The sequence below is a fragment of the Nocardia sp. NPDC003979 genome (assembly GCF_053605015.1).
On sequence record NZ_JBSGIJ010000002.1, the window covers coordinates 653,860 to 666,702 of the forward strand.

The following is a 12,843-nucleotide window of genomic DNA, read 5'->3' on the forward strand; positions in this document are numbered from 1 at the left end:
TGCCAACACATTTAATGCAGTTGCATGTATTGGTCGGGCGCACTAAGATGGCCGCATGTCGAACCCGGCCAACACAGCTCGGCGCAACGAAGCGCCCACCGAGCTGGTCGGCCAGTGGCGCGCATTGCTCGACCGGCACGCCGCCGTGAGCTGCGCACTGGAGAAGGCGCTTCAGAACGAACACCGGATCGGACTCAGCGAGTTCGAGATCCTCGACCGTCTCGTCGACGCGGCCTGCGAGAAGTACCGCATGACCGACCTGTCCGGCGACATCTACCTGAGTCAGAGCGCGCTGTCCCGCGCGGTGGCCAGGCTCGAGCGCGACGACCTGGTCGAACGCATCACCTGCGACGGTGACCGGCGGGCGTGTTTCGTCAAGCTCACGGAAAAGGGCAGGGCGGTCTACGACCAGGCCCTGCCCACGCACCGTTCGGTGCTCACCGACTCCTGGTAGGAGCTACACCGTCGCGCTCGCCGCGGCGGTGATGTCGGCGAAAGCGCTTCGGTAACGGTCGAATTCGGCAGGCTTGTCGAGATAGACCGAACCGGCGAAGGTCTCCACGTAGACCACCGGCGGTTCCTGCTTGTCGACCGCGTTGTCGCCGTCGAAATCGAGCACGGTGAACCGGCCCGACTCGAGCCCGGCGTGGTAGCCGCAGTCGTCCGGGATCACCCGGATGTCGACGGTGTCGCGTTCGGCCAGTTCACGCAGCCGCGCACGCTGACCGGCGAGTACCCGATCGTCACCGATCCGGCGCGACAGCACCGACGCGGCGAGCACCACCCGCAGCCGCAACGGTGAGCCCGCCCTGGTGAGCAACGCCTGCCTGGCCGCGCTCACCCGCAGCCGACGTTCCAGGTCGGCGTCGGTGAGTTCGGGAACCGTGCGTTCGAGCAGCGCCCTGGAGTAGTCCTCGGTCTGCAACAGCGCCGGGACCAGGCCGTCCTCGTAGATCGACAGCTCGGCCGCCGCCTCTTCGAGCCCGATGTAGACCTCGAAACCCTCCGGAATCACATCGCCGTAACTCGTCCACCATCCCCTTGCCTTGGTTTCGCGAGCCAGCGCGGCCAACGGTTCCACCTGGTCGGCGGGCGCGCCGTACACCTTGCACATGGCCTCGACATCGAGGCTGCGCAGCGATGTCTGCCCCGTTTCGATCCGCCAGATCTTCGCTTCCGACCACTCGAGTTGCGCCGCCGCGGTTCTGGTGGTCATCCGCGCACGGTTGCGCAGGTCACGTAAGTGCCTGCCCAGCTGCCTGCGCGGCATGGTCGAACCGGTGACGCCCTGCGGTGAAGCCATACTTCCCCCCTGTATCCAAATCCGGCCTCCCCCTTGTCCTCTGGAGGCCGCCGTTCGCAGCTGACGCATCATCAGATCTGCGGACGGATTGTTTCACAATGAATCGGACACCGCGCAAGACCTACTTCTTCTTCCGGAAACGCCAGAACTGAACGGCGCGAACATCTTCGGACAACTGATTCACCGGTTCGGCGACATCGGACAGTGCTTGGAACAGTCCGTCGGCGAGTTCGCTGATGTGCTCGACCCGGCCCGCGAGCCGAGCGGCGTTGTCGGCGAATTCGAGCATCAACCGCACCGACGCGGCGATGGTGAGCCCGAGCGGAACGGCCACGAGGGCGGCGAGCACACCGAGCACCGCCGAGGCCTTCCACATCAGCACCGTCAGCGCGATCGGCAGGCCGATCGCGAAGGAGATCACGCACAGGATGTAGGCCAGCGGCAGCAGCGTACGGGTCGCGGGCCTGCGGAATTGCACGTCGAGCAGGGAGCGAAGCGCCTCGGCGCCCCACTGGGTGGCCGAGCGGGTGCTGCGGAACGGATCGTCGAAGCCCGCGTCGCGCGCGAGCCTCATCGCCTCGGCCTCTTCGGAGTCCTCGCCCTGCTCTCGCGAACGCGACGCCGTACGCTTCACGTCGGCCTCTTTCCAAGAGAGCCAGCGGGATTCGGCCTCGAACTCCTCGGCCTCCGGCTCACCGGCCGGGGTGGTGTTCGGCACGTCGGTCATAGTCCGAATCCTGCCCGCTTTCCGACGACACGCCAACACACGGGGACCGAACCTGCGATAGCGAAGGTTCGTCGAATGAGACGAAGCAGACACTCTCGATTATTTTTCGGAATCCGCGTAACAACTCGGCCACCCTGCGCCGATACGCCCATGAACGCAGGAACAGAGCTCTTCGGGGAATGGAGAACACAGTGCGCACGACGTTTCCGACCAACACTATGGCCGCCGACAAGGGTGCCGCCGCGCTGGACTACGCCGCGCGGGGTTGGAACGTCGCCGAAACCACCAACGGCCTGTGCCTGGTGACCGACGAGAACGTTTCGGCCATCGAGATCACCGGTGAGATGGCAGGCGAGGTCCGCCGCTTCCTGCGCGCCAACAACCTGTCCGGCCCCGTGATCGAGATCCCGGGCGCCGAGCGTCGCGAGATCCACCTGGTGACCGGCGTCGCCAAGGCCACCATGGCCATCGCCGCGATGCGCGAGGCCGGTGTGCTGGTGCACACCGACGGTGCCAGCATCCCGCTGCCGCCCACCCAGCTGGCCGCCGGTTCGGCGTCGTGGGGCGTCGCTCCCTCCGAGGCCCGCTGGGTCCCGCCGGTCGTCGCGCTCGGTGCCGCCGTGCGTGCCGCCGCGTCCCGCAAACGCGCCACCCTGACCGTGGCCTGCTGAGGCAGCTCTTCCACCGACAACCCGCGAACGCGACGGATCCCCACGTCGCCTCGCGGGTTTTCTGCGTTTCCCGGTGCCGAGCGGCCGGGGTGGAGTAGGCATGAACCATGGCTCCGCGTTCGTTGCTTCGCACCTGTCCGCTCTGTGAGGCCGTCTGCGGCCTGAGCATCACCCTCGACGACAACGACCGGGTGCTCTCGGTGCGCGGCGACCGCGACGACCCGTTCAGCAAAGGCTTCATCTGCCCGAAGGGCGCCGGTTTCGGCAAGCTCGACGACGACCCCGACCTGGTCACCACCCCGCTCATCCGCGACGGCGCCGATTTCCGTCCCGCGACCTGGGACGAAGCATTCGACCTGATCGCCGAGCGTTTCGCCGCTGTGCGCGCCGCGCACGGTACCGGCGCCACCGGCATCTATCTCGGCAATCCCACTGCCCACACGATCGCGGGCGCCCTCTACGCACCCGCGCTGGTCCGCGCGCTGAGCACCCGGCACGTGTACTCGGCGAGCACCGCCGATCAGATGCCCAAGCAGGTGGCCGCCGGGCTGATGTTCGGCGACCCGATGGTCGTGCCCGTTCCCGACCTCGACCGCACCGACTACCTGCTGATGCTCGGCGCCAACCCGCTGGAATCGAACGGTTCGCTCTGCACGGCGCCCAACTTCCCCGGCCGGTTGAAGGCGTTGCGGGCGCGCGGCGGCAGGCTCGTCGTGGTGGATCCCCGGGCGACGCGCACGGCGGAGCTGGCAGACGAACACCTCTTCATCCGGCCCGGCACCGACGCGTATCTGCTGTTCGCGGTGGTACACACGTTGTTCGCCGAACACCTGATCGACGTGCGCGTGGAGGTCGACGGCCTCGACGAACTGCGCGCGGCCGCAGCGGATTTCAACCCGGAGATCGCGACGGAACGCACCGGCATTCCCGCCGAGACCATCCGCCGCATCGCGCGCGAACTCGCCGCAGCCCGGACGGCCGCCGTCTATGCCCGAATCGGCACGTGCACCACCGAATTCGGCACGCTCACGCAGTGGCTTGTCGATGCGATCAATGTCCTCACCGGCAATCTCGACTCCCCCGGCGGCGCCATGTTCGCCACCCCCGCGGCGCTCGGCATCACGCGGACCAAGCCGTTCCGGCCTGGCCGGTGGACCAGCCGGGTGCGCGAATTGCCCGAGACCATGGGCGAACTCCCCGTCGCCACCCTCGCCGACGAACTCGAAACCCCTGGTGAAGGTCAGATCCGCGCGCTGGTGACGGTGGCGGGCAACCCGGTGCTCTCCGCACCGAGCGGCGCGCGGCTCGACGCGGGACTGACCGGGCTCGACTTCATGGTGAGCGTCGACCGGTACGTCAACGAGACGACCCGGCACGCGAATGTGATTCTGCCGCCGCCTCGTTCGATCCAGTCACCGCATTACGACTTCGCGCTGCTGCACTTCGCGGTGCGCAACTACGCGCGATACTCGCGCCCGCTGGTGCCGCTCGACGGCAGGCCGTCGGAATCGGCCGTGCTGGCCCGGCTCGCCGCGGCCGTGAGCGGGCAGCCGCATCACAGCGACGAGGCCGTCGCGATGATCGACGAGCTGGTCATCGCGGGCATGCTGCACAAGGCTGGCATGAGTGACCGGCGCGACGAGCTCGAGGGCGCCGACACCACCGAACAGCGCGTCGACCTGATGCTCAAACTCGGCCCCTACGGCGCGTGGAACGGCGGCGACCTCGGCCTGCGCACCCTCCTCGACAACCCGCACGGCATCGACCTCGGCCCGCTCGAACCGCGTCTGCCGAAGGTTCTGCTGACCGCATCGAAACGCGTCGACCTCGCACCGCAGCCCCTGCTCGCCGATGTCTCGCGCCTGCGCGAAGGCCTCGCGGCGAGTACACCGCCCATGGTGCTGATCGGGCGCAGGCAGCTGCGTTCCAACAACAGCTGGATGCACAACATCGAGGTGCTGGTCGGCGGGTCCAACCACTGCACATTGCACATCCACCCCGAGGATGCCGACCGCCTCGGCATCGGCGAGACGGCCGAGATCACCTCGGCCGCCGGTTCGCTGACCGTGCAAGTGGAGCTGACAGCGGCGATCATGCCCGGGGTGGTGAGCCTGCCGCACGGGTGGGGACACGCCGCGAGCACCACCCAGTCGGTCGCCCGCGCGCACGCAGGCGTGAATGCCAATGCGCTGACCGACAATTCGATCGTCGACGCGATCACCGGAACCGCCGTCTTCAACGGTGTGCCGGTGACGGTCGGTCCGGCCTGATCGGTCGTCGTCCGAAAACCCGAAGCAAACCGCCCGTTACGGTCCTTCGCAATACTGGACTCGCCACGCCGCGCGCCGAACTCCCCTAGACTCCAATGAGATTGTGGTCACAGCAATTCGGCAGCAGAGGGGCCCCGATGCCTGGAACACAGGTCGGCAGCGACGGAGAGCACGAACTTCAGGAAACGTTGGGCACCACAGATCGCGCCGAACGGTTCTACGACGACCAGGTCATCGACTATCTGAACCCGATGATGATGGAATTCGTCACCCGGATGGACATGGCGTTCATCTCCACCGCCGACGCGCACGGTGAATGCGACGCCAGCTTCCGTGCGGGAACCCCCGGTTTCCTGCACGTGATCGACGATCGCACGATTGCGTACCCCGAATACCGTGGTAACGGGGTGATGGCCAGCCTCGGCAATATCCTCGAGAACCCGCACGTCGGGATCCTGATGATCGACTTCGTCCGCGACCTCATCGGCCTGCACGTGAACGGGAAGGCCCGCATGGTCGCCGACAGCGAACTACGCGAGGCCGTCAGCGATCTGCCACCCGCGGAACGGGGCACGGCCGCGCAGGTATGGGTGGTCGTCGACGTGGAAGAGGCATACATCCACTGCCGCAAGCACATTCCGCAGATGATCCCCGTCGCCCGCGACCGCCGCGAATGGGGTACCGACAACGTCCGAGCCAAGGGCGGCGACTACTTCGGTGTGAAGGCGGGCCGCCAGCACGCCGAAGTCAAAGCCGGCTGACCTACTTGATCTTGAAGATCACCACACGCTGCACGACGAAGTTGATCACCGTCGCCGTGCCCTGCGCCACGACGAACGCCACCGCCTGACGCCACCACTGGTCGGGCAGCGCGAACGCGAACGCGGCATACATCCCGAGCTGCACGGCGAACGTCACCGCGTACAGCGCGACGACCGCCACGAACCGCTTACGGCTCGGCTCGGCCTGGAACGTCCAGCGACGATTGATCAGGTAGGCCGTCGTCGTACCGGCGATGAAGCTGATCGCCTTGGCGAGCACCTCCGGCACCCCGAGCACATTCGACAGCAACAGCAGCAAGCCGAAGTCGACGATCGCCGAGAAACCGCCCGTGAGGGTGAACCGGACAATCTGAGTCTTCAGATCGACATCGGTCCCCCCCGGCTCGTCGACCAGGGGAATTTCGGGGGGCAGGGGCAGATGCGGCTGTGCTTGCACGTGAGGAAGGGTACGAGACCGGTCACAGGTTGTGCCATGCCTGTAGCCTCTAAGCCGATGTCTGAGAACATTTCGACCACCAACGACGGGCCGTTTACGCTTCCTACGCGTACGCGCAAGCTCACCGGTTGGGGTCGCACCGCACCCACCTCCGCCGAAGTGCTCTCGACCGGTGATCCCGAGCTGATCGCCCAGGCCGTGCGCATGGTCGCCGAGGACAACGACAGCAAGCCGGCGCATCTGCGACGCGGCGTGATCGCCCGTGGCCTCGGCCGCTCCTACGGCGACCACGCCCAGAACGCGGGCGGCCTCGTCATCGACATGCCCGCGCTCAACCGCATCCACCGCATCGACCGCGACACCCGCCTGGTCGACGTGGACGGCGGCGTGAGCCTGGACCAGCTGATGAAGGCCGCGCTCCCGTTCGGGCTGTGGGTTCCCGTGCTACCCGGCACCCGCCAGGTGACCATCGGCGGCGCCATCGCCTCCGACATCCACGGCAAGAACCACCACAGCGAGGGCAGCTTCGGCAACCACGTCCGCTCGATCGACCTGCTCGTCGCGGACGGTTCGGTGCGCACGGTGTCACCCGACAACGACGCCGAGCTGTTCTGGGCGACGGTCGGCGGCAACGGGCTCACCGGCATCATCCTGCGCGCGACCATCGAGATGGCGCCCACGGAAACGGCCTACTTCCTCAACGACGGTGTGAAGACGGCGACCCTCGACGAGACGGTCGCCGCGCACAGCGACGGCAGCGAGGCGAACTACACTTACTCGAGCGCCTGGTTCGACGTGATCAGCCCGCTGCCGAAGCTCGGCCGCGCCACGATCACCCGCGGCCGCCTGGCCAAGCTGGACGAACTGCCGAAGAAGCTGCAGAAGAAGCCGCTGAAGTTCGACGCGCCGCACCTGATGACGGTGCCCGACATCTTCCCGAACTTCACCATGAACAAGCTGACGCTCTCGGCGGTCGGCGAGGCGTACTACGCCATGGGCGGCAACTACACCGGCAAGGTGCAGAACCTGACGCAGTTCTACCACCCGCTCGACATGATCTCGGAGTGGAACCGTGGCTACGGTTCCAACGGGTTCCTGCAGTACCAGTTCGTGGTGCCGACCGAGGCGGTCGAGGAGTTCAAGCGGATCATCATCGACATCCAGGCGTCGGGCCACTACTCGGCGCTCAATGTGTTCAAGCTGTTCGGCCCCGGTAACGAAGCGCCGCTGAGCTTCCCGATGCCGGGCTGGAACATCTGCGTGGACTTCCCGATCAAGCCGGGCCTCAACGAGCTGGTCACCGAGCTGGACCGCCGCGTGATGGAATTCGGCGGCCGTCTCTACACCGCGAAGGACTCGCGCACCAGCGCCGAGACCTTCCACAAGATGTACCCCCGGATCGACGAGTGGATCAAGGTCCGCCGCAGCGTCGACCCGAACGGCGTGTTCATGTCCGATATGGCCAGGAGGCTGGAGCTCCAGTGATCAACGCAGTTGGCAACCCGCAGACCATCCTGCTCTTCGGCGGCACCTCCGAGATCGGTCTCGCGATCTGCGCGGAGTACCTGCGCAAGAGCCCCGCGCGGATCATCCTGGCGAACCTGCCCGGCGACCCGCTGCTCGACGATGCCGTCGCCAAGCTGAAAGGCGCGGGCGCCACGGCGGTCGAGGTCATCGACTTCGACGCGCTCGACACCGACTCGCACCCGAAGGTTGTCGACGCCGCGTTCGCCGGTGGTGACGTGGACGTCGCGATCGTGGCGTTCGGTGTGCTCGGCGACGCCGAACAGCTGTGGCAGGACCAGCGCAAGGCGGTCATGACCGTCGGTATCAACTACACCGCCGGTGTGTCGGTGGGTGTGCTGGTCGGCGACAAGTTCAAGGCGCAGGGTCACGGCCGGTTCATCGTCATGTCGTCGGTGGCGGGCGAGCGGGTTCGTCGCTCGAACTTCGTGTACGGCTCGACCAAGGCCGGCCTCGACGGCTTCTACCTGGGTCTCGGCGAGGCGCTTCGCCCCTACGGCCCGCGCGTCACCGTCGTGCGGCCGATGCAGGTGCGTACCTCGGCGACCAAGGCCCACTGGGAAGCGACCGGTTCCAAGGAAGCGCCGCTCACGGTCGACCCGGAAGACGTCGCCCGCCAGGCCGTCGCCGCCTCGGAGAAGGGCACCGAGATCGTGTGGACCCCCAACGAGGCCCGCTTCGTGATGTCGGCGCTTCGCCACGTGCCGCGCCCGATCTTCCGCAAGCTTCCCATCTAGCTCGCGCCCCGTTCCGAATCACTGCCGCACCGTTACTAACGGTGCGGCGGTTTCGTTTACTCACGAAGTAGGGGGCAAGATGTACAATTCTGAGACGATCGTCGGCCCGAATATGTACAGGAGTGCTGACATGTCACTGACACATATCGACATCGATGACGAGTCCCTGGAAAAGGCCAAGCGGCTCGGCGGCCATCGCACGAAGACTGCCGCGGTCGCCGCCGCCCTCGACGAATACAACGAGCGGCGCGACCGGCTCGCCGCCTTCGATCGCGCCATCGAGCGCGCACGAAACTGGGACATCGAGGGCAAGGAAGCGGCCCACCGTGCCGCCAAAGAAGCGTATCGGCGGTGACCGGGTACCTGATCGATTCGTCGGCGATGTGGCGCATGCTGCGCGGCGGCCCGGTCAGCGACAAGTGGCGCGACGTGATCGCAGATGGCGCGTTGCGATCGTGCTACCCGCAGCGGGCAGAGTTCTGTCAGTCGGCTCGAAACCTCGAAGAGTACGACGAATTCACGGAGATGTTCGATGATACGACGCGCGATGTGACCGTGCCGAAATCCGCCGGTTCATGGATCCGTACCCTCCAACACCGAGCGGCAGAGGGCGGTTGCGTGAAATCGCTGTCCGCGGTGGACCTGATGATCTGCGCCACCGCAGCGCATCACAACCTGATCATCGTCCACGACGACAATGACTTCGTCACCGCGAAGAGGTTCGCCGCCGAGCTGAGGGAAGCCAACGTCCACCACGGACCGCTGAAACTCGGGACCTGAGTCCCCGACGCCGGTGCCTTCGACCTGCATGAACCCAGCATCGCGCGACACCACTCGTTCGCCGTGTCGACCGAAACCGAACCCGATTTCGCTTCGACCTCACAGGAGGTTCTCCACCGGAAGGTCGGTCAGGCCGAGCTCGTCGTCGGCGGGACCGACAGCCCGATGACGCTCCACTAGGCTGACCCGGACCGTGGAGCACAGAGGAGGATCGCGCGCCGATGACGACCAAGGACGAGGTGCGGGCGGGGCGCAGGGCGTTGGTGGGGGTCGGCGAAGGTGTCGGGGCGGCGCTGGTTGCCCTCGTGGTGGCGGTGGTCGGGCTGGTCGCGTTCTCAGCCGTGCAGTGGCCTGCGTTCAACTCCTCCAACGTGACTCGCGCGCTGACCACCGTGGGGCAGGTCGTTTCGGTGGGGCTGCTGGTGGTCTCGGTCTTGCTGATCCGGCTGCGCAAGTGGCCTGTTGTCGCGAAACTTGCTTCCTGGGTGGGCATTTCGGGATTCGTCACGGTGACGCTCGGGATGCCGCTTGCGGCGACGAAGCTGTACCTGTTCGGTGTTTCGGTCGATCAGGAATTCCGTACCGAGTATCTGACGCGGCTCACCGACAGTGCGGCACTGCGCGACATGACCTATGTCGACCTGCCGCCCTTCTATCCGGCGGGCTGGTTCTGGATCGGCGGGCGGGTCGGGAACCTGCTCGGCATGGACGGCTGGGAGGTGTTCAAGCCGTACTCGATCGGGATGCTCACGGTGGCCGCCACGGTGGCGCTCGTGCTGTGGACACAGCTGGTCCGTGCGGACATGGCGGTGGGCGCCGCGGCCGCTGTCACCGCGATGACCTTGGCTTATGCCTCGCCCGAGGCCTACGGCGCGGTGCTGGTGGTGTTCATCCCGCCGGTGCTCGTGCTGGCGTGGGGCGCGTTGCATCGCCGGTCCGGCGGGTGGGGCGCGGTGCTCGGGACCGGGTTGTTCCTCGGGGTCGCGGCGTGTTTCTACACGCTGTACCTGGCGATCGCGGCGTTCACCGTGGTGCTGATGGCGGTGATCGCCGCCGCGTGCGCGCTGTACGCGCGGCGGGCGAGCGGACGGGCGATCGGCAAGCGCGATGCGGCCGTCACCACCGAGCCCGCGTGGCGGGTGGTGGTCGTGCCGTTCACGCGGCTGGCGGCGATCGGCGTGCTCGCGATCGCGGTGGCCTTGGTGGTGTGGACGCCGTATCTGCTGAAGATGCTGTCGGGTGCGAAGTTGCCGTCCGGCAACGCTTTCCACTATCTGCCCGAGTCGGGTGCGCAGCTGGCGTTCCCGATGCTCGAGTTCTCCCTGCGTGGGGCGCTGTGCCTGCTCGGGTTGCTGTGGCTGGTGGTGCGGGCGGGATCGTCGCGGCGGGCGCAGGCGCTCGGCATCGGCGTGGTGGCGATCTACCTGTGGACATTGCTGTCGATGGCGGCGACGGCGGCGGGCACCACACTGCTGTCGTTCCGACTGGAACCGGTGCTGCTCGCTTTACTCGCCGCCGCAGGCGTTTTCGGCTTCGTCGAGGGCGGCCGCGCGGTGTATCAGGCGCTGAACGAACCCGCGCCGGTGCGTACCGCGGCCGCCGCGCTCGCGGTGCTCGGCGCGATGGCCTTCGCCCAGACGATCCCCACCGTTCTGGTCCATGAGATCGACACCGCCTACACCGACACGGTGCCCACCGAAACACCCGACGCCTACGGCACTTTCGGTGAACGCGGCGACAAACGCCGCCCCTCCGCCGTGGCCTACTACCACGCCGTCGACGAGGCGCTACTGGCGCAAACCGGCCGTCCCCGTGACGAATCCGTCGTCCTCACGGCCGACACCAGCTTCCTGTCCTTCTACCCCTACTTCGGTTTCCAGGCCCTCACCTCGCACTACGCGAACCCCCTCGCCGACTTCAAGGCCCGCGCCGACACCATCGCCGCCTGGAGCAGACTCGACTCCCCCCAGGCCCTCCTCGACGCCATGTCGGCCGCCCCCTGGCGCGCCCCCGACGCCTTCCTCTTCCGCCGCGACGGCGACAACTACACCCTCCGCCTCGCCGAAGACGTCTACCCCAACGACCCCAACGTCAAGCGCTACACCGTCACCTTCCCCCGCCCCCTCTTCGCCGCCCCAGCCTTCACCACCACCGACATCGGCCCCTTCACCCTCATCACCGTCAACCGCTGATCCGGCGAAAACGAGTTCGCGCAACCCTGTCTTCCGGGCGGGGAGGCGCACTACACTTGGCGGTGCGGAACGGTCGTCGTCGGTGGGGGTCGGCGGATGGCGAAGGTTATCGATCCTGCACGTTGTGGGTCCGGGTGGCCCGTTACCGGAGGAGGACTTCATGTCCGATCCGTTGCACACCAGGGTGTGCCTCACCGGAATGAACTGCGTCTGTCCGAGTATCAGTGTGTTCGTGGTACCCGAGCCGCTGGTTCGGGGTGGGCAGATGCTGCATCTGCTGGAACAGGCGCCGGTGGCCGAACGGGGGCCCGAACCCGATCCCGAACTGATCGACCTCATCGAGGCGGTGCGCACGCCGTTGAATCTGCCCGGGCTCGCCCGGGTGCAACGGGTGGCGTTCACCGGCCCACGGCACGATCCCACCGCGGCGCGCACGGTGCTGCACGACCATCTGATCGAGGAACCGGCGCCGATCGGGCTCGATGTGGACGATCCGGCGGAGCTCACCCGGCTCTCGATGCTGCCCGAACACCGGATCGGACCCCGGCGCATCGACGACTTCCAGGCGCACTCGGTGCGGCAGGCGATGGCGGCGGTGTACCAGTTTTTCGGCGTGGACCAGCGGGTACCCCTCGTCTACCACGGTTTCGCCGACCCCGGCGACGGCTGGTTCGCCCTGCGCGCATCGGCAGCCTGACCGGACATGTGTCCATAGACACCCGGTAGCTACTGGTGTGCGGAGCACCGATAGACAACAATATGTGCGGTTGCAGCGAACAAACCGCACAGTCCGTCGGACGGGGCGGGTACGCTGCGAAATGTTGACAAGTTCGGCCGACCGAAATCAGTTTTGGTAGCGCTGATCGGTACGGATGCAGAGGTATAGCTATGACGCTCAGCAGACCGGAGCGAATCGATCTCCTGATGCGGGAACACCGCCAGGACGCCGAACCTGCGCCACGGGAACAACTGCACTCACTCGGCGATATCGAGAAGTTCGTGGTCGATGCCGCGATCGCCATGCTCTCCCCCGGCCAGAAGTTCGCCTTGCTGTGGTCGCTGCAGGTCGGCGGGCATCTGGTGGCGGGTGTTCAGGTCAAGGAGCGCGACGGGTCGGTCACCAATATGGTGCCGCCGACCGAAGTCGTCGAATACCTGGCCGACCACAAGCGCATGTCCTACGACCCGGCGGTCGGCGCCTGGCTGAGTGCGGAGATCTTCATCGCCGGACCCACCCGTTTCAAGGCCACCTACTCGCCGGGCACCGTCGCCGACTGGATGCCCGAGGTGTCGGTCGACGATCTGCGCGCCGAGTTCGTGGCCTACCCGCGGCCGGCCGCGGAGATTCCCGATTGGGCCCGCTCGCAGCTCGATTGGTCGAACAGGATGACCGGATAGGACGCGGCGCCCCCGCACGATCG

The 12,843-nt window shown here is 66.8% G+C and carries 14 protein-coding genes; 11 read left to right on the forward strand and 3 right to left on the reverse strand.

Annotation, left to right across the window (positions count from 1 at the left end; all coding sequences use genetic code 11):
• Window positions 1-55: 55 nt before the first annotated feature.
• Window positions 56-454 (forward strand): MarR family winged helix-turn-helix transcriptional regulator, encoded by a 399-nt coding sequence (locus ACWEVR_RS06660; RefSeq protein ID WP_067494823.1) that lies wholly within the window; start codon window positions 56-58, stop codon window positions 452-454.
• Window positions 455-457: 3 nt separating this feature from the next.
• Here ACWEVR_RS06660 and ACWEVR_RS06665 read toward each other — a convergent pair whose 3' ends face one another.
• Together ACWEVR_RS06665 and ACWEVR_RS06670 are read right to left on the reverse strand one after the other, a co-directional pair.
• Window positions 458-1,303, reverse strand: coding sequence for a helix-turn-helix domain-containing protein (locus tag ACWEVR_RS06665; protein ID WP_452466106.1), 846 nt, complete (start codon window positions 1,301-1,303; stop codon window positions 458-460).
• A gap of 121 nt (window positions 1,304-1,424) precedes the next feature.
• Window positions 1,425-2,030: a DUF4282 domain-containing protein gene (locus ACWEVR_RS06670; protein ID WP_452466107.1), complete on the reverse strand. Its 606-nt coding sequence runs from the start codon at window positions 2,028-2,030 to the stop codon at window positions 1,425-1,427.
• A gap of 179 nt (window positions 2,031-2,209) precedes the next feature.
• Here ACWEVR_RS06670 and ACWEVR_RS06675 point away from each other — a divergent pair, with 179 nt between their 5' ends.
• The 3 genes from ACWEVR_RS06675 to ACWEVR_RS06685 all read left to right on the forward strand — a co-directional run bounded on the left by ACWEVR_RS06675 (window position 2,210) and on the right by ACWEVR_RS06685 (window position 5,732).
• Complete coding sequence (locus tag ACWEVR_RS06675) at window positions 2,210-2,701, forward strand: hypothetical protein (RefSeq protein WP_452466108.1); 492 nt, start codon at window positions 2,210-2,212, stop codon at window positions 2,699-2,701.
• Between the two features lie 107 nt (window positions 2,702-2,808).
• Window positions 2,809-4,971 (forward strand): molybdopterin-dependent oxidoreductase, encoded by a 2,163-nt coding sequence (locus ACWEVR_RS06680; protein ID WP_452466109.1) that lies wholly within the window; start codon window positions 2,809-2,811, stop codon window positions 4,969-4,971.
• Between the two features lie 137 nt (window positions 4,972-5,108).
• A complete protein-coding gene (locus ACWEVR_RS06685) occupies window positions 5,109-5,732 on the forward strand; it encodes a pyridoxamine 5'-phosphate oxidase family protein (protein ID WP_452466110.1) in 624 nt (207 codons plus the stop codon).
• Window position 5,733: 1 nt separating this feature from the next.
• Here ACWEVR_RS06685 and ACWEVR_RS06690 read toward each other — a convergent pair whose 3' ends face one another.
• Window positions 5,734-6,189: a GtrA family protein gene (locus ACWEVR_RS06690; protein WP_084457194.1), complete on the reverse strand. Its 456-nt coding sequence runs from the start codon at window positions 6,187-6,189 to the stop codon at window positions 5,734-5,736.
• Window positions 6,190-6,246: 57 nt separating this feature from the next.
• On the opposite strand from ACWEVR_RS06690, the gene ACWEVR_RS06695 reads away from it, so the two are divergent.
• The 7 genes from ACWEVR_RS06695 to ACWEVR_RS06725 all read left to right on the forward strand — a co-directional run bounded on the left by ACWEVR_RS06695 (window position 6,247) and on the right by ACWEVR_RS06725 (window position 12,820).
• Window positions 6,247-7,674 carry an FAD-binding protein gene (locus ACWEVR_RS06695; protein ID WP_452466111.1) on the forward strand — a complete coding sequence of 476 codons (1,428 nt, stop codon included), beginning with the start codon at window positions 6,247-6,249 and terminating at the stop codon, window positions 7,672-7,674.
• Complete coding sequence (locus ACWEVR_RS06700) at window positions 7,671-8,450, forward strand: decaprenylphospho-beta-D-erythro-pentofuranosid-2-ulose 2-reductase (RefSeq protein ID WP_181700776.1); 780 nt, start codon at window positions 7,671-7,673, stop codon at window positions 8,448-8,450. Before ACWEVR_RS06695 ends, ACWEVR_RS06700 begins: the two co-directional genes overlap by 4 nt.
• Window positions 8,451-8,580: 130 nt before the next feature.
• On the forward strand, window positions 8,581-8,805 hold the full coding sequence (locus tag ACWEVR_RS06705) for a type II toxin-antitoxin system VapB family antitoxin (protein ID WP_452466112.1): 225 nt from the start codon (window positions 8,581-8,583) through the stop codon (window positions 8,803-8,805).
• Window positions 8,802-9,230, forward strand: a complete 429-nt coding sequence (locus ACWEVR_RS06710) for a PIN domain-containing protein (RefSeq protein ID WP_452466113.1) — start codon at window positions 8,802-8,804, stop codon at window positions 9,228-9,230. Before ACWEVR_RS06705 ends, ACWEVR_RS06710 begins: the two co-directional genes overlap by 4 nt.
• Before the next feature lie 221 nt (window positions 9,231-9,451).
• Window positions 9,452-11,422, forward strand: coding sequence for an arabinofuranosyltransferase (locus ACWEVR_RS06715; RefSeq protein WP_452466114.1), 1,971 nt, complete (start codon window positions 9,452-9,454; stop codon window positions 11,420-11,422).
• A 160-nt stretch (window positions 11,423-11,582) separates the two neighbouring features.
• Entirely contained in the window at window positions 11,583-12,119 is a 537-nt protein-coding gene (locus ACWEVR_RS06720; protein WP_067640407.1) for a hypothetical protein, read from the forward strand.
• Between the two features lie 191 nt (window positions 12,120-12,310).
• A complete protein-coding gene (locus tag ACWEVR_RS06725; RefSeq protein ID WP_452466115.1) occupies window positions 12,311-12,820 on the forward strand; it encodes a hypothetical protein in 510 nt (169 codons plus the stop codon).
• Window positions 12,821-12,843: the final 23 nt, after the last annotated feature.